The sequence below is a fragment of the Succiniclasticum sp. genome, assembly GCF_056977735.1.
In genome coordinates this window covers 45918-71252 of the sequence record NZ_DBMCWA010000014.1, presented here as the reverse complement: position 1 = coordinate 71252, position 25335 = coordinate 45918, and the positions used below count along the sequence as shown (strand labels likewise).

18 protein-coding genes and 4 tRNA genes are annotated in these 25335 nt (G+C 51.8%); 10 read left to right on the top strand and 12 right to left on the bottom strand.

Going from position 1 to position 25335, the window contains the following annotated elements; all coding sequences use genetic code 11:
• Positions 1-141 precede the first annotated feature (141 nt).
• From cobN to ACZOWY_RS08945, 8 genes are all read left to right on the top strand, one after another.
• Positions 142-3864, top strand: a complete 3723-nt coding sequence (cobN, locus tag ACZOWY_RS08980) for a cobaltochelatase subunit CobN (protein ID WP_484395904.1) — start codon at positions 142-144, stop codon at positions 3862-3864.
• Between the two features lie 108 nt (positions 3865-3972).
• The gene (locus tag ACZOWY_RS08975) at positions 3973-4995 is read left to right on the top strand and encodes a magnesium chelatase ATPase subunit I (RefSeq protein WP_484395899.1); all 1023 of its coding nucleotides are present in this window, start codon (positions 3973-3975) and stop codon (positions 4993-4995) included.
• Entirely contained in the window at positions 4992-6902 is a 1911-nt protein-coding gene (locus ACZOWY_RS08970; RefSeq protein WP_484395894.1) for a VWA domain-containing protein, read from the top strand. Before ACZOWY_RS08975 ends, ACZOWY_RS08970 begins: the two co-directional genes overlap by 4 nt.
• A gap of 41 nt (positions 6903-6943) precedes the next feature.
• Positions 6944-7816 (top strand): ABC transporter ATP-binding protein, encoded by an 873-nt coding sequence (locus ACZOWY_RS08965; protein ID WP_484395890.1) that lies wholly within the window; start codon positions 6944-6946, stop codon positions 7814-7816.
• Positions 7816-8556 carry an ABC transporter permease gene (locus ACZOWY_RS08960; protein ID WP_484395885.1) on the top strand — a complete coding sequence of 247 codons (741 nt, stop codon included), beginning with the start codon at positions 7816-7818 and terminating at the stop codon, positions 8554-8556. Before ACZOWY_RS08965 ends, ACZOWY_RS08960 begins: the two co-directional genes overlap by 1 nt.
• Before the next feature lie 18 nt (positions 8557-8574).
• Positions 8575-9555: an ABC transporter substrate-binding protein gene (locus tag ACZOWY_RS08955; protein WP_484395879.1), complete on the top strand. Its 981-nt coding sequence runs from the start codon at positions 8575-8577 to the stop codon at positions 9553-9555.
• Positions 9556-9647: 92 nt separating this feature from the next.
• Positions 9648-10601, top strand: coding sequence for a FecCD family ABC transporter permease (locus ACZOWY_RS08950; protein WP_484395992.1), 954 nt, complete (start codon positions 9648-9650; stop codon positions 10599-10601).
• Positions 10598-11383, top strand: coding sequence for an ABC transporter ATP-binding protein (locus ACZOWY_RS08945; protein ID WP_484395874.1), 786 nt, complete (start codon positions 10598-10600; stop codon positions 11381-11383). Before ACZOWY_RS08950 ends, ACZOWY_RS08945 begins: the two co-directional genes overlap by 4 nt.
• Positions 11384-11664: 281 nt before the next feature.
• On the opposite strand, the gene ACZOWY_RS08940 is transcribed toward ACZOWY_RS08945, so the two are convergent.
• From ACZOWY_RS08940 to ACZOWY_RS08915, 6 genes are all read right to left on the bottom strand, one after another.
• Complete coding sequence (locus ACZOWY_RS08940) at positions 11665-11874, bottom strand: hypothetical protein (protein WP_484395869.1); 210 nt, start codon at positions 11872-11874, stop codon at positions 11665-11667.
• A gap of 139 nt (positions 11875-12013) precedes the next feature.
• Positions 12014-12089 (bottom strand) — tRNA-Phe (locus tag ACZOWY_RS08935).
• A 4-nt stretch (positions 12090-12093) separates the two neighbouring features.
• Positions 12094-12170 (bottom strand) — tRNA-Asp (locus ACZOWY_RS08930).
• Positions 12171-12183: 13 nt separating this feature from the next.
• Positions 12184-12259: transfer RNA gene (locus ACZOWY_RS08925), tRNA-Val, on the bottom strand.
• A 3-nt stretch (positions 12260-12262) separates the two neighbouring features.
• Positions 12263-12338: transfer RNA gene (locus ACZOWY_RS08920), tRNA-Lys, on the bottom strand.
• A 144-nt stretch (positions 12339-12482) separates the two neighbouring features.
• A complete protein-coding gene (locus ACZOWY_RS08915) occupies positions 12483-12908 on the bottom strand; it encodes a hypothetical protein (RefSeq protein ID WP_484395863.1) in 426 nt (141 codons plus the stop codon).
• A 344-nt stretch (positions 12909-13252) separates the two neighbouring features.
• Here ACZOWY_RS08915 and rsmH point away from each other — a divergent pair, with 344 nt between their 5' ends.
• Positions 13253-14329, top strand: coding sequence for a 16S rRNA (cytosine(1402)-N(4))-methyltransferase RsmH (gene rsmH / locus ACZOWY_RS08910; RefSeq protein ID WP_484395859.1), 1077 nt, complete (start codon positions 13253-13255; stop codon positions 14327-14329).
• A gap of 218 nt (positions 14330-14547) precedes the next feature.
• Positions 14548-16224: a dihydroxy-acid dehydratase gene (gene ilvD, locus ACZOWY_RS08905; protein ID WP_484395857.1), complete on the top strand. Its 1677-nt coding sequence runs from the start codon at positions 14548-14550 to the stop codon at positions 16222-16224.
• Positions 16225-16274: 50 nt separating this feature from the next.
• Here the strand turns inward: ilvD and ACZOWY_RS08900 are convergent, their stop codons facing one another.
• The 6 genes from ACZOWY_RS08900 to ACZOWY_RS08875 all read right to left on the bottom strand — a co-directional run bounded on the left by ACZOWY_RS08900 (position 16275) and on the right by ACZOWY_RS08875 (position 25248).
• Complete coding sequence (locus ACZOWY_RS08900) at positions 16275-17807, bottom strand: PhnE/PtxC family ABC transporter permease (protein ID WP_484395854.1); 1533 nt, start codon at positions 17805-17807, stop codon at positions 16275-16277.
• Positions 17808-17871: 64 nt separating this feature from the next.
• The gene (gene phnC / locus ACZOWY_RS08895) at positions 17872-18609 is read right to left on the bottom strand and encodes a phosphonate ABC transporter ATP-binding protein (protein WP_484395848.1); all 738 of its coding nucleotides are present in this window, start codon (positions 18607-18609) and stop codon (positions 17872-17874) included.
• 130 nt (positions 18610-18739) lie between these two features.
• Complete coding sequence (locus ACZOWY_RS08890; RefSeq protein WP_484395846.1) at positions 18740-19774, bottom strand: phosphate/phosphite/phosphonate ABC transporter substrate-binding protein; 1035 nt, start codon at positions 19772-19774, stop codon at positions 18740-18742.
• A gap of 682 nt (positions 19775-20456) precedes the next feature.
• Entirely contained in the window at positions 20457-21473 is a 1017-nt protein-coding gene (locus ACZOWY_RS08885; RefSeq protein WP_484395841.1) for a TAXI family TRAP transporter solute-binding subunit, read from the bottom strand.
• Between the two features lie 310 nt (positions 21474-21783).
• Entirely contained in the window at positions 21784-23772 is a 1989-nt protein-coding gene (locus tag ACZOWY_RS08880) for a TRAP transporter permease (protein ID WP_484395836.1), read from the bottom strand.
• Between the two features lie 78 nt (positions 23773-23850).
• On the bottom strand, positions 23851-25248 hold the full coding sequence (locus ACZOWY_RS08875) for a sodium-dependent transporter (RefSeq protein WP_484395831.1): 1398 nt from the start codon (positions 25246-25248) through the stop codon (positions 23851-23853).
• Positions 25249-25335: the final 87 nt, after the last annotated feature.

Genomic DNA, 25335 nt, shown 5'->3' with positions numbered 1-25335 from the left:
GTAAAACACGTTTTGTTTTTTCTGATTCTTGCTTTTCACGTTTCTGTGTCATACAATGATGATATACTTTCAGTATTGAGATTGATTATCTTTTATTAATATTTTTTAAAACGTTGCATCCGAAGGAGGCACAGAATCTTAATGGATATAAAAATTATTTACCTGACCAATGACAGCCGGCGGTACGCCGGCATGAAAAACGCCTGCCTTCAGCTGCAGGACGAAGGAAAAATTTCCGATCTGTGCATGGCGGTCAAGCTGGAACGCTCCAGCGAGTGGAACTACGTATGGGAACGGAAACTCCGGGGCAGCAGCCTGGTAGTGGCCCGTTTTTTTAAAAACGTTTTTAAATCAAAATTCTGGGAAGCCTGCCGCAGCTTCCTGACCGCCAACCACATCCCCTACATGCTGGACGCGGTGGAATCCGCCCTGGACGGAGAAGAAGCCGGCGTGGAAAAAGAAATCGCCGACAAATTGAAAGGTTATACCTTCTACGGCGGCAGCGAAAATTTCCGGAACTTCTGGTTCTACGCTTCATCCCTGGCAGACTCTTCCATCCCCGCGCCGGAAGGACCGAAGCCCCGCTGCTGGGCCGGCATCTATCATCCCGATATTCCGGAAGGATATATGACTGACCTTTCGGCTTATCGGGAAACATATTGCAGGCCGGGACAGCCCGTCATCGGCCTGCTGTTTTACCGGGAAGAGTGGATCTGGGAAGATTTGGCCTATCCCGCAGCATTTATCCGGGAAGCGGAACGCCAGGGATGCAGCGTGATCGCCGTGTTTACCAACCAGTTGCCGGACGAAGCCCTGGGCATGCCCGGCATCCGCAAAGTATTTGAAGATTTCTTTACGATAGAAGGAAAAACTGCCATTGACACCCTGGTCACCACCATGAAGTTTTCCCATGTGGGCAACGGCAGCCTGACCGTTGACGAACTGGAAACACTGGGCGTACCTGTCTTAACGGCCTATACGTTACTTACTCCGGAAGAAGACTGGCGAAAAAATCCGGAAGGCCTCAACCCGGTGGAAACTTCCATCGCCGTAGCCCTGCCGGAATTTGACGGTGCCATCCATGGCATCCCCATTGCGGGACGGCGTGAACTGCCCGACGGCGCCATCGAATACATCCCCCTTTCCCAGCGCATGGCGGCCATGGCGGCAAAAGCAAAAAAATGGGCGAACCTGCATAAGATGAAGAACGAAGACAAAAAGATCGCCCTGATCTTCCATAATTACCCACCCAAAAATTACAACATCGGCAGCGCTTCAGGCCTTGACTCCATGGAAAGCGCCACACGGTTGCTGGCACGCATGAAGGAAGACGGCTACCGGGTGGATTTTTTACCGGCATCGGCGGAAGAATTCATCCGCATCATGACCTCCCACGCCACTAACGACCTGAGCCTGCTCACCGATAAACAGGCGGAAGAATGCCAGAAGCTTTCCGCTAAAGAATATACAGCATTTTTCAACACCCTGCCAGAAGAAGCCCGGCAGAAGATGATCGAACAATGGGGCGAGGCGCCGGGCAGCGTTATGCTTTCTGATGAAGGGAATATCCTGATTCCGGGCACCATGAACGGGAATGTTTTTATGACCGTACAGCCGGCCCGGCATTACGGCATGGATCCCTCCCGGGCCTACCACGATCCCATGATCGCCCCCACCCACCAGTACCTTGCCTTTTACTACTGGCTGCGGGAAATCTTTCAGGCCGACGCGGTGATCCATTTAGGCACCCACGGCAATCTGGAATGGCTGCCGGGAAAAGCCACCGGCCTTGACGAAGCCAGCTACCCGGACATTGCCCTGGGTTCCCTGCCCAACATTTATCCGTACCTTATGACCATTTCCGGAGAAGGGGTCATCGCCAAACGCAGAAGCAGCGCCTGCCTTATCGGCTACCTGCCGGCCCCCGTGGAAGAAGCCGGCGCTTTTGACGAACTGGCGGAACTGGAAAAAATGGCAGACGAATACAGCCATTTCCAAAAAGAAGATTCCGAACAGGCCGCCGCCCTGGAAGAAAAAATTCTGGAGCTGGCCCACAACACAAAAATTGACGAGTCCGTCCCCAGGGATGGAACCAAACCCTTCAGCGAGTATCTGGCGGATCTCCACGCATACATGGAAGACCTGCAGGACAGCGAGATTCATGTTGGCCTCCATGTGTTAGGCCAGTCCCCGGAGGGGGACGTACTGATCAGCGAGATCCTGCACCTTCTGCGGCTGTCCAACGGTGACGTGCCCTCCCTGTACAGCCTGTGGGCGGAAAAATACGGCGCGGATTTTTCCGAAATCGAAAAAAATCCTTCCGCTATCATCGATTCCCTGCATCTTACCGGCGGTGAACTGTTACGAAAAATCCGCAGCGAAAGCCGTGAATTTATTGCATCCCTTGCCGCCGGCGGTTTCTCGGAAGAAGCAGCAGCCGAAACCATGAAGCTGTCCTTGATAACTGCCGGGGCGGAAGAATGGCAACAGAAAATTTCTTCCCTGGCAGAATACATTATAAAAGAAATTTACCCGCGGCTTACGGATACTAAAAACGAAATGGAACATACCCTGGCCGCCCTTTCCGGCAAATACGTTCCCCCCGGGCCATCCGGTTCCCCCAGCGCCGGCGGCGTGGACCTGCTTCCCTCCGGCCGGAATTTTTACGGCGTGGACCCCAGAGCGCTGCCTTCCCAGGCAGGCTGGATCGCCGGCATGAAACTGGGAGACCGCATGATCGACAAATACATCGGCGATGAAGGAAAGTACCCGGAAAATATCGGCATGGTCCTCTGGTCCGGCCCCAACATGCGCAGCAGCGGACAGGACATTGCGGAATTCCTTTACCTGCTGGGCATCCGGCCCGTTTGGCAGAAAGGCAGCCTCCGGGTCACCGGGCTGGAAGTGATTCCGCTAAACGAACTGAAGCGCCCCCGCATCGACGTGACCGTACGCATCAGCGGCCTGTTCCGGGATACCCTTCCCCATCTGGCCGAACTGATGGACAACGCAGTGCTGCTGGCGGCAAAACTGGATGAACCCGACGAAGACAATTTTGTCCGCAAGCATATCCGGGAAGAGAGCAAAGCCCTGGAAGCCGGCGGCGCATCTGCAGACGACGCATGGCGCAGCGCAGCCTTCCGTGTCTTCGGCGACGCACCCGGCACCTACGGATCCGGTATCAACATCGTGCTGGATTCCAAAAACTGGGAATCCGAAAAAGACCTGGCCGACATTTACGTACGCTGGGGCGGCCACGCTTTCGGCGGCGGGCGCCGTGGCGAATACCAGCCGGAGCTGTTCAAAAAACGGCTGGCCCAGATGGAACTTACCGTAAAAAACGAAGACAGCCACGACATGAACATCCTCAGTTCTGACGATTACAACGGGTTCCACGGCGGCATGATCGCCGCAGTAAAGAGCTTCGGCCAGAAAGAACCGGTTTCTTATGTTGGGGACAGCGCCAACCGCAGCGCTCCGAAAATGCGCACTGTTGCGGAAGAAATGAAACGGGTGGTGCGGGCTGAATCACTGAACCCAAAATACATTGAAGGCCTGATGCAGCACGGCTACAAAGGTGCCATGGACATGGCCAACCGGTTGAACATCAGCTTCCAGTGGGACGCCACCAGCAACGTAATGGAAGACTGGATGTATAACGATTACGCCGAAAAATACGCCTTCGACCCGAAGGTGCAGCAGTGGATGAAGAAAGTGAATCCCTGGGCCCTGCAGGATATCGCGGAAACCCTGCTGGAAGCAGAACAGCGGCAGATGTGGAACGCGGACGATGAGACCAAGGAGAAACTGCAGGAACTGTACCTTTCCGTAGAGGGCGAAATCGAAGAAGACGATGAAGAATAAACCATTTTACGAACGAAGAGCTTAAATAACAAAACCCCGAAAAACGGTACTGACGATTAATTCAATAACTATAGAATAAATTTTAAAACTCAGGAGGACAATACGATTATGAAACGACAGGGAACTTTTCCGTTCACCGCCATTATCGGACAGGAAGAAATGAAAAAAGCACTAATGCTGAACGTGGTAAATCCCCGGCTGGGAGGCGTTCTCATCACCGGTGAAAAAGGCACTGCCAAATCCACCACAGTGCGGGCCCTGGCCGACCTGCTGCCGCCACGCAAGTGCATCAAAGGCTGCCGTTTCCACGACGACCCCAACGACAAATCCAACTGGTGCGATGAATGCCATGAAAAATACGACCATGCGGAACCGGAAATTGAAGAACTGCCCATGAAGGTGGTAGAGCTTCCTGTCAGCGCTACGGAAGACCGCGTCGTGGGTACGCTGGACATTGAAGCCGCTATCAAAGAAGGGAAACGCTCTTTTGAAACCGGCATCCTGGCCGACGCCAACCGGAACATTTTATATGTAGACGAAATCAACCTCCTGGACGACCATGTAGTAGACGTGCTTCTGGACTCGGCGGCCATGGGCATCAACACGGTAGAACGGGAAGGCATTTCCTATTCCCATCCCGCCCGCTTCTCTCTGGTGGGCACCATGAACCCGGAAGAAGGCGACATCCGGCCCCAGCTGCTGGATCGTTTTGCCCTTTCCGTGTACGTAGCCGGTGAAAAAGATCTGGACAAACGGGCGGAGGTCATTAAACGCCGCCTCGAATACGAAGACGATCCGGAAGCCTTTATTACAAAGTGGGAAGAAGAGCAGCAGAACGAAGTACGTCGTATCCAACGCGCCATGAAGCTGTTGCCCCAGGTGACCGCTGCCAACGAAATTTTACGTCTGGCCGCACAGATTTCCATCACATTAGGCGTGGACGGGCACCGGGCCGACATCGTGCTGATCAAAACAGCAGAAACGCTGGCTGCCATTGCAGGTCATACGGAAGTGACTAAGGAAGACTTACGGGAAGCAGCCCACCTGGCGCTGCCCCACCGTATGCGGCGCCGCCCCTTCGAGGAACAGAAACTGGATTGGGAAAATGTGGATAAGGTGATTGACGGATGAAACGGGCAGGATATCCGCTTGCCGCCGTCTGCGGTATGGAAAAGGCAAAGGACGCAGTGCTGCTGGCCCTTGTCAATCCACACGCAGGCGGATTATTGGTAAGCGGTGAAAAAGGAACCGGGAAATCGACCCTGCTGCGTGGCGCCAGAGAATTGCTCAGCGCTCCCTGGGTTGAGATTCCCGTCAGCGTGACGGAAGACAGGCTGTTTGGCTCCATCGATGCCGAAGCAGCGGTTAAATACGGCAAACGCCAGCTTCAGCCCGGCCTCATTGATGAGGCGGACCGGGGCGTGATCTATCTGGACGATGCCAATCTCCTGCGGGATGATATTCTGTCCGCCATACTGAGTATCAGGGAAGCAGGCGGTTACCAGCTGGAACGGGACGGTCTTTCCGGACACAGAGACACAAATTACACGGTACTGGCAGTAATTGCGCCGGAAAGTGGGACTCTTCCCTCTTCCGCCCTGGACCGGTTCGGGCTGTTCGTCTCGGTAGACGCAGAAACTGATGAAGATGCACGGATGGAAATCGTCCGGCGCGTTATGGAATTTGAAAAAGACGGATCTGCTTTCCGGGAAAAATGGGCGGGGGAAACGGACAGCCTTACTAAAAAAATTGCAGTTGCCCGCGCTTTATTGCCGGAAGTAGAAGTTTCAGACGCCATGATCCGGCTGACTTCCGTTTACACACTGAAGGCCAACGTGGCCGGACACCGGGCCGATATTTATCTGATGGAAGCCGCACGGGCCGTAGCGGCATTAGCCGGACGGAAGTATGTATTGCCGAAAGATCTGGAGAAGGCAGCGGAATTCGTACTGCCCCATCGGATGCGGGAACTGCCGCCGGAACAGCAGCAGGATCCTCAGCAAAACGAGAAAACGGAACCGAAAGACGCGCAGCAGAACCTGCCGCCCCCAAGGCAGGAGGATCAGGATGAACTGTTCTCCATGCCGGATGCGCCGGAGCCGGAAGAAACCGATACAGAAGCCCACGAAGGCAACCAGGAAGAACAGAAGAAAGATGAATCCATGGCCAACCCCAATGCGGGAAGCAATGACCGCATCGACGCAGCGGACATGCGGGTGAAGCTGCCGTCAGTCTGGGTAGAGCCGGTAAAAGGAAAACAGAAACGCAAAGGCAGCGGCAAACGGAGCGCTACCCGTACCGATGAACGTCAGGGGCGTTATGTCCGGGCTGAAATCCCCCACTCCAAATCTTCCGATATCGCTTTTGACGCCACGCTGCGTGCAGCGGCTCCCTACCAGAAATGGCGGGAGTCCAACGGCTGCGCCCTGGTAATAAAGGAAGAAGACATTCGTACCAAAGTCCGTGAGAAACGCACAGGCAATATCTTCCTTTTCGCCGTGGACGCCAGCGGCTCCATGGGTGCAAGAGAAAGAATGAAGACCGTAAAGGGCGTCATCCTGAAAATTTTGCTGGAAGCCTATCAAAAACGTGACCGCGTCGGCATGATTGCTTTCCGGAAAAACCAGGCGGAAGTATTGCTGCCGGTAACCAAAAGCGTTGACTTCGCCCAGAAAAAGCTGGCAGCCATGCCGACCGGCGGCAAAACACCGCTGGCCAAAGGCCTTGCCAAAGCGGAAGATGTGCTGGATATGCTGTACCGGCAGGACCCGCTGCAGGATCCCGTGCTGATTCTGATCACGGACGGCCACGCCACCCTTCCCCTGGATAACGGTACCAACGCGGTGGACGATGCCATGACCGAAGCGGAACATATCGGCAAGCGGAACATCCCTATTGCGGTAATCGATACAGAAAACGGGTTCATCAAGCTGGGGCTGGCGAAAAAACTGGCCCGCAAAATGGATGCATCCTATTTCAAAATTGATAAACTTTCGGAAGACAGCCTGCTTCACATATGGCGAAAAATGAGCGGATAGGGTAAAATTATTACCAGAAAACGCGAGAGGATAAGCCGGATATGATTGAAGTTAAAAATCTTCGAAAAACATTTCCCCATAAAGATACAAAAAACCAAAAAACTGAAAAAGTTGCTGTAGAGAACCTGTCCCTGACGATCGGCACCGGTGAAATATTCGGCCTGCTGGGACCCAACGGTGCCGGCAAGACCACCACGATCCGTATGCTGACCATGCTGTCCCGCCCCACCAGCGGCGATATTCTGTATGACGGCAGGCATATCGATAATGCGGACGATGCAAGGAAAATCAGGCAGATGATCGGCGTGGTCCCCCAGAACCTGAACTTTGACCAGGATCTGACCGTAGGAGAAAACCTGGAACTGCACGCAAGGCTGTACCATATGAAACGGGAAGAACGGGAAGCCCGTATTGCCGAACTGCTGGAATACGTGGAACTGCAAAACGTGATCAACGACGGGGTACGGCAGCTTTCCGGCGGCATGAAACGCAGACTGCTGATTGCCCGGGCCCTGATCCACCGACCCGAGATCCTGTTTTTGGACGAACCGACGGTAGCCCTGGACCCCCAGGTGCGCTGGCGGATCTGGGAACTGGTGCGGCGCCTCGCAAAAGACGGTGCGACAGTGCTCATCACCACCCACTACATTGAAGAAGCAGAGAAGCTTTGTGATCGGGTCGCCATCATGAACAAAGGAAAACTCATTGATGTTGACACGCCGAAGAACTTTATCTCCCGTTTTGGGCGGTTTGTAGCAGAATGGCGCGACGACGTGCACCGGGATTTCCGCTTCTTCAACACCCGTGAAGAAGCGCGGCAATTCATCGGCACCATCGATGCAGCGTCTTCTATCCGCAAAGCAAACCTGGAGGACGTGTTCATCGAGCTGACCGGCCGGAAGGAGGGACTCTGATGCTGGCTGACATCTGGACTGTTTTCTGGCGGGACTGGGTGGTGCTGAAGCATCGCATGACTGCCTTCATACTTTCCCGCATGGTGGCGCCTCTGTTATACCTTGTAGCCTTCGGCTGGGGGCTGGGTCGCAGCATACAGACCGCCAGCGGCGCCTCCTACATTGATTTCCTGGTACCGGGCATCCTGGCCCTGAACTCCATGAACATCAGCTTCAACAGCGTAACGCCGGTCCATGCGGAACGTGTGTACCACAAAAGTATTGAAGAATATATCATCGCGCCGATCCGCCCATACGCTTATGTTATAGGAAAGGTTCTGGCCGCCGTATTGCGGGGCCTGATTTCCTCTGCGATCATCATCGCCCTTTCCTATGCATTCGGCGCACATTTTACCATTACGCCCCTTTTTTTGCTGGTGCTGGTACTGAACTGCGCCATCTTCGCCGAAATCGGTTTTGCTGCGGCCATGTTCCTCAGCACCTACGAGCAGATGGGCCAGGTCAACACTTATATCCTGCTGCCTATGTCGTTTTTATGCGGCACCTTCTTTTCTACCAAAGCATTGCCTGATGCCCTGCGGATTTTCATCGAATGCCTGCCCCTCACCCATACCAGCTATCTGTTGCGGGGCATCGGCAGTGGGGCGGAGGTATCCTTATGGTCGGTAGGAATCCTGCTGATCTATCTGGTCGTTGTCTTTATCATCGGCGGCCAGGCGTTTATAAAGCTCAGAAATTAATAAGGAAGTGTACGGATTATGAAAAAGTTTCTTTTCTTTTCAATGATGGTATGCCTGCTGGCCTTTGCTTCTTTCGGCTGCAAACCGGACAACGCAGCCACAAACGCAGGAAGCAAGCCGGCAGCCCAAAGCTCGCAAAACGTTTTCGCAGAAATTACCGATTCCGAAAACCGTAAAGTGGTTCTTTCCAAAAAACCGGAGCGGGTTGTAGTCATGGTACCCTCGATTTTGAATTACGTGGACGCAGTAGGCGGTACTATTATCGGCCGTCCTTCCAGCAGCAAAGCCTCTGTCATCCCCCCTTCCATGGAAAAAGCCGAAGACATCGGACACGTATTTAACGTTAACATGGAAAAAGTTGTGGGACTAAAGCCGGATCTGGTATTCATCAATGCGATGCAACACCAAAAATTCATAAAAATGCTGGAAACCAACAACATAAACGCCATCACGTTGCAGCCGAAGACCTACGAAGAGACCAAAGAGGCTCTGGTTATCACCGGTAAGGTTTACGGAAAATCTGCCGAAGCAGAAAAACTGAACAAAGCAATGGATGATAAAATCGCTGCCACCATTACTAAAATGCCGAAGGATCACAAAAAACGAATCGTCATCCTGCACGCCACCCCCTCCACTGTAACCGTGGAACTGGAGAACAGTATTGCCGGCAACGCTGCGAAAATGCTGGGGTTTGTCAACATCGCCCAGGGCACCACAGCCATTCAGGGCAAGCCGGAAAAAGCCCCTTACAGTATAGAGGCATTGGTTGAGAAAGATCCGGAAATCATCTTTATCACCTCCATGGGCGCACAGGATAAAATTGAAAAGCGCCTGAAAGCCGATGTGCAGGGGAATCCCGCTTACAGCGCCTTAACCGCTGTAAAAAACAACAAGGTGTTTATCCTGCCGGAAGATTTATTCCTGACTCCTCCGGGCTTACGGTACCCGGACGCCGTGGAACTGATGGCAAAACATGTATTCCCGGAAACATTTAAATAGTATCGGAGGAAAACAATATGGCAGATAAATTGCCTGACGTATCCGAACGGGCTGAACGCTACGGTATTGACCGCAGGGTCTGGCGCGTCTCCATGCTGATCCTGTTCACTGTCCTCGCCGTGACCGGATGTCTTTTGTCCATTGCCTTAGGTGCTGCGGATATCTCCGTTTCCCAGGTTATGGAAATATTGCTGCATCCGAAGGCAACACCCCAGGACCAGATCATCTGGAACATCCGGCTGCCGCGAACCATCGTCGGCGCCATGGTGGGACTGAACCTGTCGCTTTCCGGCGCAATTTTACAGGCCGTTATGCGCAACCCTCTGGCTGACCCGCACATTATCGGCATTTCTTCCGGTGCGGGTATCGCCGGTATCACCATCATGATCCTGTTCCCGGCGCTGGAATACCTGATTACGCCGGTTGCTTTTATCGGCGCCATGCTGGCCGCTGTCGCCATTTACATTCTTGCCTGGAAAAACGGCATCAAGCCGGTCCGTATCATTCTGGCGGGCGTAGCCGTGTCCGCCTTTTTAAGCGCCGGCATCTCCGGCCTTCTGGTCTTCTACAGCGACCGTGTTAACGGCGCCCTGATGTGGATGGTAGGCGGTCTGGCAGCCAGAAGCTGGCCCCACGTCTCCATCATCGTACCTTACGCGCTGATTGGGCTGATACTTGCCATTGCCAGCGCCCACTATCTGAACATCCTGCAGTTAGGTGATGAAATGGCCAAAGGCCTTGGCGTAAACGTAGAAGTTACACGTATTGCGCTGACTGCCATCGCGGCGCTCCTGGCAGCCAGTGCTGTCAGTGTGGCCGGTCTGCTGGGATTCGTGGGTCTGGTTATCCCTCACGTGGCCCGCCTGATCCTTGGTTCCGATTATCGCTTCCTTATCCCCGGCGCGGCCCTGCTGGGCATCGCTATCATAACCTTCAGCGATACTTTTGCCCGGGTAGCCTTTGCGCCCATCGAACTGCCGGTAGGCATTATTATGGCGTTCATCGGTGCCCCATTCTTCCTGTTCCTGTTAAGGAGGGAATTATGATGGACAATATGATTGAAGTAAGAGACCTGCAGGTCACACTGTCAGGAAAAACCATCGTGCAGCACATGGACGCGGATATTCCAAAGGGAAAGATTACCGCCATCATCGGGCCAAATGGTTGTGGGAAAAGCACTACGCTTAAAGCCGTCTGCCGGATCAATCCAATTTCTGCCGGCCAGATCACCCTGTTGAACCGGAACGTATGGGATTTCGGCTACAAAGAATTTGCTCAGAAGCTGGCTATCCTGACCCAGTCTCCCCAGGCCCCGGCCGATATGACCGTACGGGATTTGGTTGCCATGGGACGTTTCCCCTATCGCAGCCTCTTCGGCAAGGCTACAAAGGAAGACCAGGAATGTATTGAATGGGCTCTGGAAGAAACCAGCCTGGTGCCCTACCAGCACCGAATCCTTCAGACCCTGTCCGGCGGCGAACGGCAGCGCGCGTGGATTGCCATGGCTCTTGCCCAGAAGCCTCAGGTTCTGCTTTTGGATGAACCCACCACCTACTTGGATATCTGCCACCAGCTGGAAGTCATGAAACTACTGGATAGACTGAACCGGGAACTGCACCTGACGGTGGCACTGGTGCTCCACGATCTGAACCAGGCTGTTCAGTTTGCTCACCATGTCGTGGTTATGAAGAAAGGAACCTTGGTTACAAGCGGCAACCCTGCAGACGTAATCACGGTAGACCTTTTGAAAGAAGTATTCCGTGTCAAAGCAGAAGATGTCTTTACATCCGAAGGCGTGCGCACCCTGGTGCCGCTGGATTTGTATTAAGAAAATAAAAAAGCGGCCGGCTGACGCCAGTCGCATAAAAGAAAACACCGGAATCTTTTCATGCGGATTTACATTATCCTGTACAGGTAATGCAAATCCGCATGATGCTTTTCAGCCAGACTCCACAAAACAAAAAAATGAAGAGGAATCATCAGAAAAGGGTTAGCCAGTGCTAACACTCAAAGCAAAATTTTGGTTAGCGTTCGCTAACCAAAATCATTTTACCGTATTACGTTCCGTTTGTCAAGCGTTTTTGAAAAAAGATCTCTTCGACTATCCGCTTACATAAACACATGAGGCGCCCCCGGAGGCAGCAGCCCCAGCAGATCTGCCAGGAAATAGGCAGATGCAGGAATCAGGATACCAAACGCCGTACCCCAGGCCTTATCCCCCGTCTGAAAATTACGGAAACAGCCACGGATACTGCAAATCAGTATGACGCCCCAGATAAAAATAAGGGAAGTGGTAGTACTTTCTCCGCCCGGAAACATGAATAAACACCTGCTTTTCTGATGACAAACTTTATATTAACACATCTAACAAAGGTCCTAAGTATCTGAAACACCTTTGACTGCTTTCTTATACAAAATTACCCACGGCGCAATATCCGTGGGTAACTGCATTGCAACATGGTGCCTCAGCACAGAATCGAACTGTGGACACAGGGATTTTCAGTCCCTTGCTCTACCAACTGAGCTACCGAGGCATAATGGCGACCCGGACGAGACTCGAACTCGTGACCTCCGCCGTGACAGGGCGGCATTCTAACCAACTGAACCACCGGGCCGGACATAAAAAAATGGTGGGCGCTAACGGGATCGAACCGCTGACATTCTGCTTGTAAGGCAGACGCTCTCCCAGCTGAGCTAAGCGCCCACATGGTGATCGACCGGGGGCTCGAACCCCGGACCCACTGATTAAGAGTCAGTTGCTCTGCCAGCTGAGCTAGTCGACCACTTGACGTGTTACTAGAATATTATAGAACAAAGACCTGGGAATGTCAAGAAAAAAAATAAATAAAACACAAGTATAACTTCCATTTTTTCTTGTCATTCCGGATTGGCATCCACATGCATAACGACAATGAATCAGAAAATCCTTAATCCGCAATCTCCAACTTCTCCAGATTCCGGTACATAAAGTCCAGACGGTTAAAACCGAAATCAAGATAATGCTGAATACTGTCAGTATTTGTATTCTCAGGCCAGAAGACAATAATTAGATTTTTACCTTCAACATTATAATTATAGCTGTCCGGTGTATGGCGCCGGTTCATCAGACCATTAAACTGCTGCAGTACCGCCAGACATTTACGGGGATGATATTTGCTTAAATCACACCCCACGACCTTGACCATCATGAACCGTCCCGGAGGCACAGCAATAACACCCAGATAGTCTATACCCGCCGCCTCGGAATGATGTTTGATAATATACACATCGTTACCCGTAGCAGAATCTACCATAACCTCATAGTGAACTTTCTTTCCTTCCAGCCAGATGCGTACATCTTCAATTGTAATCATCCGTCCTCATCCTCCTGAATAATCGAAGCCGGCGTCCGGTACACCAGCGCCAGTTACTTCAATAGATAATGTCAGTTTATATTATATTATATTCTTTCCACACTAACAAGCACCCTTCTGTCTTCTGCTGAGAATATTTTGAGAATCCTTTCTGAATTGTTATCAAATGTTTCACGTGAAACATTTGATATTCGTCTTTTCAAAACACATGATTTTATTTATAATTAAACTATCAGCGACAAACAGAAATTAATAAAAGCAACCTCTCTATGTTTTTTATTAACATCAGTCAAATTTTGCAAATCAACTACATATTATTACGATAAATCGAAGGAAGGACACTTATGGAAACAACAACCGAACAAAAGGGAAACAACCACGCCGAAAAACATGTCCGCCGGAAACACTATACAGGACACTATCCAAAAAGTTTTAATGAAAAATACAAGGAACTGAATCCCAGAAAGTATCAGGATATTACGAAACATATTATCGCCAAAGGCAATACACCGGCAGGAACCCATATACCCATCATGGTCCAGGAAATTCTGGATTTTCTACAAATCCAGCCGGGCCAGACAGGATTTGACGCAACGCTAGGATATGGCGGGCATACACAAGCCATGTTAAAACAATTAAAGGGAACAGGACACTTACACGCAACAGACGTAGATCCCATCGAATCCGAGAAAGCCAAAAAGCGTCTGCTTGAGGCAGGGTACGGCGAAGAAATTCTTACCATTCATCATTTGAATTTTTCCGAAATTGACAAAATCGTTAATGAAACAGGTCCTTTTAATTTTATATTGGCTGATTTAGGTATTTCTTCCATGCAACTGGATAATCCCGCCCGGGGATTCTCCTATAAAACAGACGGGCCCCTAGATCTTCGCATGAATCCGCAACAGGGCATCCCTGCGTCAAAACTGCTCAGGAAACTTTCTGCAGATGAACTTGAAGGCCTGCTCATCGAAAACGCCGATGAGCCGTATGCACGGGAAATTGCAGAAAATACCGCTGCTGATCTAAAAAAAGGAATTCCCGTTGATACAACAAAACAACTTTTTCAAGAGATCGAAAAAGCTCTGTCCTTTCTTCCAAAGAATGATCGAAAAGAAGCTGTTAAAAAAAGCAGTGCCCGCGTCTTTCAGGCACTGCGCATCGACGTAAACGGTGAAATGGAGGCTCTATATACATTTTTGGAAAAACTTCCCGATGCACTGGCTCCCGGCGGACGCGTAGCAATACTGACCTTTCACTCCGGAGAAGACCGCCTGGTTAAAAAGGCCTTTAAAGCATATGTCAGAAACGGTACCTTTACTGCTGCGGCCAGAGATGTAATCCGACCGTCGGCCGAGGAATGCTTTTCCAACCCACGAGCAAAATCCACAAAACTGCGTTGGGCAATCCGTTCAAACTAAGAATAAAACAGGCCTCTGTCTGTCGGTTCGAGCCCATGTTCTGCAGGTAAAAAAGCTGTAACGGTTTTTACATTCCATATCATAAAAAGAAAACCTGTCCATTTTATTTGTTACCTGAACATTGACAATGCGTTCCCAGAAGCATAAAATTATTTTGATACCTTCGTTAAAACGAAGAATACTATATATATTATTTATTTAAGAAAAGAGGTTTGTATATGCGAAGCGATTTAGTCAAAAAAGGTTCCACCCGTGCAGCTCACCGCTCTTTATTTTATGCCCTCGGTTTCAGCGATGAAGATCTCAAAAAACCGCTGATTGCTGTAGTAAATTCCCAGACTGATATCATTGCTGGCCATGCCCATCTGGATGATCAGGCAAAAATGGTCAAATACGGTATCCTCGCAGCGGGCGGTGTACCTGTAGAAGTACCTGCCATCGGTCTCTGCGACGGCATCGCCATGGGCCATGAAGGTATGAAATACCCCCTGGCAAGCCGTGAACTGATTGCTGACAGCATCGAAGCACTAATCAACGGCCATGCTTTTGACGGCATGGTCCTGATTCCTAACTGCGATAAGATCGTGCCCGGTATGCTGATGGCTTCGCTGCGCCTGAATATTCCAGCTGTGTTCTGCAGCGGCGGTCCCATGCTCCCCGGCCGTTATGAAGGCAAAGACATTTCCATTTCCACCACATTTGAAGCGGCCGGCCGTTTTGAAGCCGGCAAGATTGATAAAGCAGAACTGTCCCGTATTGAGCGTTGCTCCTGCCCTGGATGTGGCAGCTGTGCCGGCCTGTTCACCGCCAATACCATGAACTGCCTCACCGAAGTGTTAGGCATGGGCCTGCCCGGCAACGGAACCATTCCGGCAGCCTTCCAGGGCGACCGTGCCCGTCTGGCTAAAAAGGCAGGGGAAACTATTGTCCGCCTGGTCAAAGAACAGCTTCTGCCCCGGGATATCATGACCATGAATGCATTTAAGAATGCTATCACTGTCGACATGGCTATCGGCGGCAGCTCCAACACGGCGCTGCACTTACCGGCCATCGCCCACGAAGCCGGCATTAAACTTCCTTTATCCCTGTTTGATAAGATCTCAAAGAAAACTCCGTACCTGACTAAACTGAGCCCCGGCGGATCCCATCATATGATCGACCTGAACGAAGCCGGCGGCATCTCCGCGGTCATGAACGAACTGAGTAAACTGGGACTCATTAACAAGAGCTGCAAGACCGTCACCGGCAAAACCATCGGCGCTTTGATTAAAAATGCGGTCATTACACGCCCGGATGTAATCCGCAGCGTAGAAGACCCCTACCGGAAGACAGGCGGTATCGCCGTGCTGACCGGCAACATCGCGCCCATGTGCTCCGTTGTTAAAGAAAGCGCCGTAGCGGAAGAGATGCTGGTACATTCCGGCCCCGCCCGGGTATTTAACTCGGAAGACGAAGCCATCAAAGCTATTTGTGCCAAGAAGATTAACAAAGGCGACGTGGTCGTCATCCGCTACGAAGGACCCAAGGGCGGCCCAGGCATGCGGGAAATGCTGAATCCGACTTCCGTTCTGGCAGGCATGGGGCTTGATAAGGACGTAGCCCTCCTGACCGATGGACGTTTCTCCGGCGCGACAAGGGGTGCCTGCATTGGCCATATCTCTCCGGAAGCTCGGGAAGGTGGCAACATTGCCTTGATTGAAGAAGGCGATATCATTGAGATCAATATTCCGAAACGTACATTAAATGTTAAAGTATCTGACAAAGAACTGGAAAAACGCCGGTCAAAATGGAAATGCCCGCCGCCTAAGGTAAAACACGGTTACCTGGCCCGCTATGCCGCGCTTGTATCCTCTGCAGCAGAAGGTGCCATCGTACGCGCACCGGGTGAAGAATAATTAAATAACGAATCCCCCATTGCAACAATACGTTACAGTGGGGGACTTTTTTACCCGTTCCCGTTTAGCCTGTGTGTTTTGCGGTATCTTTCTGAAACCGCCCCTGCCGCCGCTGCCAGCAGGATCAGACCCCAGAGCAGCGCGCCCGCCGCCTTCCATTCATAATGATTCATGGCCAGGATCAGAGGTGTACCGATGCCGCCTGCGCCAACCAGGCCCAGCACGGCCACTTCCCGCAGGTTGATGTCCAGGCGGTAGATGACGGCAGACAGATAATGCGGCAGTATCTGGGGAATCACAGCCCAGCGGACAGCCGCAAGAAATCCTACCCCGGAAGCCCGCAACGCGTAATACGGTTTCAGGTCAATACTGTCAACGGCGATGAGGAAGCGCTTAGCCAGAAGACCGATGCTGCACAGGGCCATGGTCAGCACGCCGGCAAACGGTCCCGGCCCGGTCACCCGGATCCACAGAAGCCCGTAAACAAGGACAGGTACCGAACGGAACGCCAGCAACAGCAGACGCGTCACCAGTGCAGCACAGCCCAAAAAGCGGAAACAGGATAAAACCGATAACAGCAGGGCGAAAACAGTTCCACCCAGGGTTCCCAGAAAGGCAATGCACAGACTTTCAAACAACAAGGCCGGCACCCCGTCCGAACCCATCGAAAAGAGCATTGTAATATCCGGAGATACAACGCCTTCAACAATAGACACCAGCGCGGTTTTGTTCACTTCGGAGATGGTTGGAAAGCCGGCAAAAAAAGAGTAAATGATGAAAAAAACGCACAGAAGCGCGGGGACGCGCCATTTTTTGTGTTCTGTTTCCGATTTTACCAGTCGGACACGCAGGAATCCGCTTAAACTCTCGGTTGCCAGCACGACCAGATATAACACGCACAGGATCATACCCACTTTGGAATATTCCCGCCAGGCCAGTTTTTCATTCAGCAGCAGACCTATGCCGCCCGCTCCCACAAAACCCAGCACGGCCGCATTACGTACATTGGATTCCAACAGATACAGCAGGTTGGCAAGATAACCCGGAAGTATCTGCTTCCATACAGAGACCCACCAGGCTTTGAGGCGCCCCCCTCCCGCATATTCCAATATGCGGGCCGTCTTCAGTTCCGCATTTTCACTGTCTTCGTACCCCAGACGGGAAAGCACAGCCGCAGTAGACAGGGTAACCGCAATAATGCCGGACCACATGCCCAGACCGAACACAAACGTACAGAGCAGAGCCAGAATCAGCACGGGAATGCAGCGAAACACGTGTACCGTTGCTTTCAGGATAATCCTTGCAGCTTTCCACTGGTTCACATACCCGTTGCACAACACTGTCCCCACTGCCCCGATGATTCCGCCCAAAACGGTTCCCAACAGGGAAATATACACCGTGTCCCGCAGCGGAACCAGTATCACATCCAGAAAAGAAGTATCCGGAGGGAACATCCTGGCAGCAGTCTCAATAAAATAATGTCCCCGCTCCCATAACAGGGACAGGGAAAACTCTGTCTGCCATGAGGAAGCCAGCAGACAAAGCACAACGATTACACTGCGGACAAGATTGAGCCGTTTCATTTCGTTACCCCGTATTCAGCGGCAATGAAAATCGTAACGATCCAGGCAGCATTCAGCCGTTTCATTACGCACCTCCATATACATCCGCAAAAGACGCATCATCCCAGGCGGAAACAAGAGCGTCTTTTACCACGACACCCTGCTTTAAGCCGATAATCCGTTCTGCATATTGCGCAGCCTGCGCCGTATTGTGGCTGTTCATGACTACCGTCAGCTTATTCTCCTGCTGCAGGGATTTTAATAATGAAAGAACCTGTTCCGCAGCAACCGGATCCAGGGAAGCCACCGGTTCGTCAGCCAGAATGATACAGGCCTGCTGCAGCAGCGCCCGGGCGATGGCCACCCGTTGTTTCTCGCCGCCGCTTAAGGTAGAGACCAGTGCATCTGCTTTCTCTGCCAACCCGACTTTTGCAAGAGCCAACTTCGCGTTTGCCTGATCCTGTTCCGTAAAGCAACCCGTCATGACGCGCCAGAACGGATTCCGGCTCAACGCACCGTGCAGAACGTTTTCCAGCGCCGTCGACGGAGAGACCAGGCAAAAATCCTGATAGATCACCGCGATCTTCTGCTGTATCTGCCGCAGCGTTTTACCGTTGCAGCGCGACAGGCACTCCCCGTCTACCCGGACCTCGCCCTGCTGCGGCTTCACCATCCCGTTGAACAGCTTCAGCAGGGTGGTCTTCCCCGCCCCGCTGCGTCCGATCACAGCCACGAACTCACCTTCCGCAATCTGCAGGGATACCTGCCGTAAAACCGGGGCGTCCTTATGAAATTGATAGGTTACGTTATCTAACTCCAGCATACCGAACCACCTTTGCGCAATGTATCAGATATCAATAATCCGTTGGCCCGCTCTTTGCCGTTTTCCCGGCACCCCCGCAACCGGGCTGCCAGCCTGCCGCATGATGCAGCGGCACCGCATCAAAAATTGTTTACTTCCCTTTCAGTTCCCGATGCACCCGGCGTTCGTCGTCATAATGCTTCGCGTCGGCCCAGTCATAGCCTTTGTGTCCCAGAATCTTCAGCGCGTCCATTCCCTCTTTGGTCTTTCCGATTTCAATCAACGCTTCACCGAAAGCCTTGCGGAATTTCTGATCCTGCATGGTTTTGGACGTTTTGCTCACACAGACCGTATCGTTATAAATCTTGTCCGTTACACCGATGATTCCCGTCTGTTTCCAGATTGTATCCGTGCCGCCCAGCTTTTTCTGCCAGTTCTTTTCATTGCGGATCCGTATGTGGGAAAAGGCCACCGCGATGTCCGCCTGCCCGGAAGCCAGGCGCGCCATGGACGTGGTGTAAGATTCTGCCTGCACCACATGGGCCAGGTCAGCCAGCGTTTTCCCGTACTCTTTTTTCAAAAACAGGGAAGGATACAGATAACCCGAAGCGGAAGCCGGGCTCATCACCGTCCAGGTCAGGCCGTTCAGTTCTTCCCAGGAAGGCTTTTCCCCCTTCTTCACTTTTTTCAGCAAGGCTTTTCCTTTGGCGGAAGGCCCTGTCACCAAAACAGAGCGGTAATGCTGGACAAGCTTGTCGGTAAACTTCTCCGGTTCCCCTTCGTTCCATATTTTTACGTCGGTTGTGTCCTTGCTGATCCCCTGCCGCAAGGCCGTGAGCAGTACATCAATCTCCTTATCAAACAACACATAGGTCGCGCCGGATACAAACCCCGCGTCCGCGCTGCCCGCGCTTAAGGCTTCCCCCACCGCGCTGTAGGATGTGCCCACGCTTACGGAAACCTTGCCGACGGTAAAGCCCTTTTCCTTCAGTTTCCCCTGCAACATCGTGCTTAATGGGCCCACAGCCGTTTTAACCGTCTCCGCGTCCTGATAGGGCGACACGGCAATCTTCAGTTCTTTAATCTCATTGCTTCCGGTACTTTTTTTCGTTTCACCGCCTCCGCAGCCTGCCAGCAAACCCGCGCAAAGGCAAAGAAACGTAACAAGGACGAGTATTTTTTTCATTTGAACTTCCTCCCACCAACACAACAAATAGTAATAACGACGCCTGCTTCTTCACAAAATCTTCTGCAGTTTTTCTTCAACCCGATTTCTGCACATCGCAATGAATATCACGCTCCTGACACTTTTTTGCAACACGCAACAATACCGCGCAAAATAATAAAAGCGCGACTGCATATCGCGCCTTCCATGTCAAAACCAAAATGCGTTTCAGGAACGATATGCATGAAATGGAACTGCGCATCAGGAAAACGATTGCCACCGCTTTCCAGCCGCAACTTTTCCCTTACATACAACGGTCTTCCTTCATACAAACCGGCGGTCGATGATCTCTGGCATCCTCTCAGCCCGGCACACGGGCTCCCTCGCATTTCGGCTTCAGAAAATATTTTTATTTTCTAACGGGACCAGGGCGCTCCCCCAAGTCCTTCGCCACAATAAATTTTATAAAGTTATAGAATAAAAAATTACAACGCACACGGAAAAACTACTGTGTAAAAGTTCTTCTGCGTGCTTTTAGTATAATTGTTTCACGTGAAACACGCAAGAAGAAACTGCAAAAATAATTATGTTCGCAGGATAAAACAGATCCGTGTTGCCTTCTTTCTCAAAATAAAAAACGTTCAGGCACAATTATTGTACCTGAACGCATTCAATTAAGCAAGTTTATTCTCGGCAAACACTTTTATTTCAGCACGCCGATCTCTTTATAATATTTTTCCGCGCCGGGATGCAGCGGGATCTTGGCAATATCTTTTACGGCGTCCGCAGGTTTCAGGCCTTTCAGGTTCTTCTGGGACTGACCCAGTTCGTCGATATGTTCCCAGAAGGTCTTGGTCAGCTGATATACAGTGTCTTCCTTCAGGTCGTGACGGCAGAACATAACCATCTTAATTGCAGAGGTGTTGATGGCTTCTTTCTGGTTCGGATAGGTGCCTGCGGGAATCGTGTACTTAACATACCAGGGATATTTTTCCTGTAACTTTTTAATAATATCATCGCTGATATTTACCAGATGGCAGTTCGCGCTGAGAGCCTGGGAAACAGCAGATGCCGGGGTGCCGGACATGATCCACGCGCCGTCGATGGTACCGTTCTGCAGCATATCCGCCGCACCACCGAATGCAATGTATTCTGCTTTGATCTCATCCGGGAATTTGATGCCGGCCGCAGTGAAATGGGTCTGGCATTCGTTGTAAACAGAAGACCCGGCAGAAGCAACGGCAAAATGTTTGCCTTTCACTTCTTCCAGTTTTGTGATACCGGATTTGTTGGTTACGACAACCTGATTGGGATTCAGGTACAGACCGGCGATGGCTTTCAGGTCTTTGTACGCATGGCCTTTAAAGCTGTCCGTGCCGTTCATGCACTGGTACGCATTGCTGCTGATGGCGATGGAAACCTGGGCTTCCCCGTCGGAAACCATATTCAGGTTGGCAATGCCGCCGGCAGATGCCTGGCTCGCCGCGCTGACGGAAGGAACGGTCTTGTTCCAATTATTGGTAATGGCAGCGCCTACTGCATACAGGGCGCCGGAAGCAGAAGCTGTCGGGAAATTGATCTTAATCTTTTCCGTCGCAGCCGCGGGAGCTTTCTTCGGAGCTTCCGCCTTTTTCTCTCCACCGCCGCAGCCTGCCAGCGCGCCAACGATAAACAGGGATGCCAGAGATGCGCTCAATACGCGTTTCAAGGACTTTTTCATATTTCTTTCCTCCTCGTTAAACACATGCAAGTTTAGTATTGCTGCTTCAACTATTATATCGCTTTTTTCATAAAAATAACAGCATTTCCTGTTTGCAGTCTGTATAAAATTTTGCGTCAGGAAAAGACTTCGTAAAACCGTGCCCGTTTGCTATTCCATGGGTTCATTCGCCTATGGCTTCGAAACTCGGGGCTACGCCCCTCAGACAGTCTCGCCATAACGGCGAATTTCATCTCATGGAATCACGCAAACGTTCCCGACGTTTTACTCATGTCTTTTTCTGACGCAAAAAAATTTATTCAACTACAACTCAGCTTTTCTTCCTTCTTATGAATTGCAGCGCGCCGATCACCACCAGGCAGATTAAACCCGCAAAATCAGTGAACATGCCCGGGTACAGCATGGCAGGCGCCGCAGCGATGAGGACCAACCGCTCCACCATATTACATTTCTGCACCAGCCAGCCTTCCAGCCCGGCCACCAGGGCTACGGTTCCCACGCAGGCCGTGAACACGGTCCATAACGTTGTTGATAATGCCGCGTTAGAATCCACCCCGATTAACAGCACCGGGTTATCCAGAAAGAAGAAAGGAATGATAAAACCAATCAGCCCCAGCCGTACCGCCCACAATCCCGTCTTTGTCTGATCGGAGCCGGCAATACCGGACGCCACATAGGCGCTCATGGCCACCGGCGGGGTGATGTTGGACAGACAGGCATAGATGAGACAGAACAGGTGGGAAGTCAGGGGCAGCACGCCGGCCTTGATCAGGACCGGAACCGCCACCGCCTGCACGATTACGTAAGCGGCCACACCGGGCACGCCCATGCCCAGAATTGTGGACATGATCATGACCAGAAGGCCCGTCACATAAATATTGTCGTTGTTAATTACATTCAGAATCAGGTAACCCATGTTCAGACCCATGCTGGTCAGGGTCACCGTGCCGATGATCACGCCGATGATAACGCAGCAGACACCAACGGAAATAGCGCCTTTGGCCCCTTCCACCGTGGCTTCGATAATCTTGCTCCAGGTCATGCGGGTCTCTTCCCGGAGCCAGCTGGCCCCGATGGTGGCAAAGATGGCAATGACCGCGGCATACAACGGCGTGTAGCCCGCAAACATGAGAGCGATCAGTACAACGAGGGGAATCACCAGATGCCCCTGCTCCCGGATCACCTTCATCGCATCGGGAATGTTTTCCTTCGACAGACCTGAAAGGCCCAGCCGTTTCGCTTCAAAGTGTACGGACATCAGCAGCCCAAGGTAATACAGGAACGCCGGCACGATGGCCGCCAGCATAACTTTCGTGTAACTCAGGTTCAGGAATTCCGCCATGACGAAACCCACGGCGCCCATGATGGGAGGACAGAACTGACCGCCGGTAGAAGCCACCGCTTCCACCGCCCCGGCAAATTCCTTCCGGTAGCCGGTCCGTTTCATCAACGGAATGGTAATGGTACCCGTGGTGGCCACATTGGCAATGGCGGAGCCATTGATCATACCCATGAGGGCAGAAGCAACAACCGCCACTTTTGCCGGACCGCCTGGGGTCTGACCCACTAACGTCAGGGAAAAATCATTAATAAATTTTGAAAAACCGCTGTGCTTTAAGAAGGCGCCGAACACAACAAAAAGGAAAATATAAGTTGCCGATACACCGATACCGGTACCCAACACACCCTGGGTTCCCCAGAACTGGGTGATCAGCACCCGTTTCAGGGTAAAGCCGTTATGCCCCAGCAGCCCCGGCAGAAACGCGCCGAACCAGTTGTAACCCAGAAAGATCAGAGCCAGCAGCGCCAGGTTGCCGGAAGCACGCCGGGCCGCCTCAAACACCACCAGCACCGCCACCGCCGCAATGCCTACCTCAAAGGAATCCACACGTCCCCCGGTCTCGGCGATGCGGGTAAAATTCGTAATCAGGTAACCGAAAGAACCGGTTCCCAGCAAAATCAGAAGAATGTCCCAGACCGGCGGCAGCTTCCGCACGCGCTTCTCTTTTTTGTATGTAGGAAACAGCAAAAACGTAAACAGCAGCAAAAAGATACAGTGAAACGCCCGCAGGTTAATGGCGCTGATCGCCCCCAGCGTAGTGAAATACAGCTGGAATACCGTCCAGACGCAGAGCAGAACAACCAATATTTTACTCATGGGACCGATATACGTCCGCATCCGGGAGTCCGCTTCCTTTTCTTCCAGTAATTCCCTGGCTTTTTGATCCAGCTCTTTCTGCAGCCGCGCTTCATCCTTTACGTTTTCAGGATTTACAGCCGCTTTTTCCCTGTCCTGCATAAAACACAATCCCCTCTTCAACACACCGTCTGGCTGCCGGCAAGCCGTTCATTCGAACATATTCCGGTATGACCCACGTCAGTTAAACACGCCAAACGCCTGTAAAAATAATACAAACAACAGTACCGGCGTAACATATTTGACCATCACCCGGTACATGCGTTTTCGCCCGAATGTATATTTCCCCTGCTCGATTTCTTCAATGACCCAGTCCGCGCCGACAATCCAGCCGATCAGCAGGCATTCGCCAATGGCCACCAGCGGCATGAACACGATATTACTGATATAATCCATCAGATCCAGGATCTGGGCCACCGCACCGTTCGGCAGCGGCAGCTCGAAATAAGCCACATTATAGCCCAGGCACACGATAATGCCGCCAACCAGGGCATACAGGCCAATCAGCAGCGTTGCCTTGGAACGATCCCAGTGGAACTTATCCATAAAGCTCGCTACGATAGCTTCCTGCACCGACATGGCGGACGTCAGTGCCGCGAAGGTTACCATGACGAAGAAAATAATTCCCACAACAGACCCTGCGGAGCCCATGGCGGCAAAAACCTTCGGCAGGGAGATAAACATCAGCGAGGGCCCTGCAGCCATGCCTTCCTTTCCCATAAAGGTGTAGACAGCCGGAATGATCATGACACCGGCCAGAAACGCCGCCAGTGTATCAAACATTTCAATGTGATTGATGGACCGGCTCAGGTCCACATCTTTTTTCGCGTACGAGCCGTAGGCTACCATAATGCCCATAGCAACCGAAATAGAATAGAACAGCTGCCCCATGGCATCCATCAGTACATTCAGAAATTTGCTGAAGGTAACACCTTCCAGGTTGGGAACCGTATATACCAGAAACCCTTCCCAGCCCGTACGGGTCACACCGGACGCATCCGTATAACTTAGCGTAAGGGAATACAGCGATACCCCGACGATCAGCAGGAAGAAAGCCGGCATCAAAACCTTGGAATACTTTTCAATCCCCTCTTCCACACCGAGATAAATGACGAACACAACCGCCGCCATAAAAATCACAAACCAGAAAATCGGTTCCCAGGTACTAGTGATAAAACCAGTAAAATATTTGTCCCCCGCAGCAGCCAGACCGGCACCGCTGACAAACGCCGCCAGATACTTCAGCACCCAGCCGCCGATGACGCAATAGTACGGCAAAATCAAAACCGGTACCAGGCAGGCCAGCACACCGATAACGTGCCCCCGCTTATCCAACTGGGAATACGCCGTTAACGGACCCTGCCGGGTCTTACGACCAATCGCGATTTCCGAAGACAGCAGCGTATAACCAAACGTTGCAACCAGCAACAGGTAACATACCAAAAATAAACCGCCGCCGTCGCGGGCCGCCAGAAACGGGAACCGCCAGATATTCCCCAGGCCAATGGCGCTGGCCGCCGAAGCCAGAACAAAACCAAGCGTTCCCGTAAAATTATTTCTTTCCTTTTCCTGATCCAATGAAATGTCCCCCAAGTCTCTGAAAATAAATTTTGTGCCAGTGTTTTCACACATCTGCCACAATAATAATGTCCATTATAATATGAA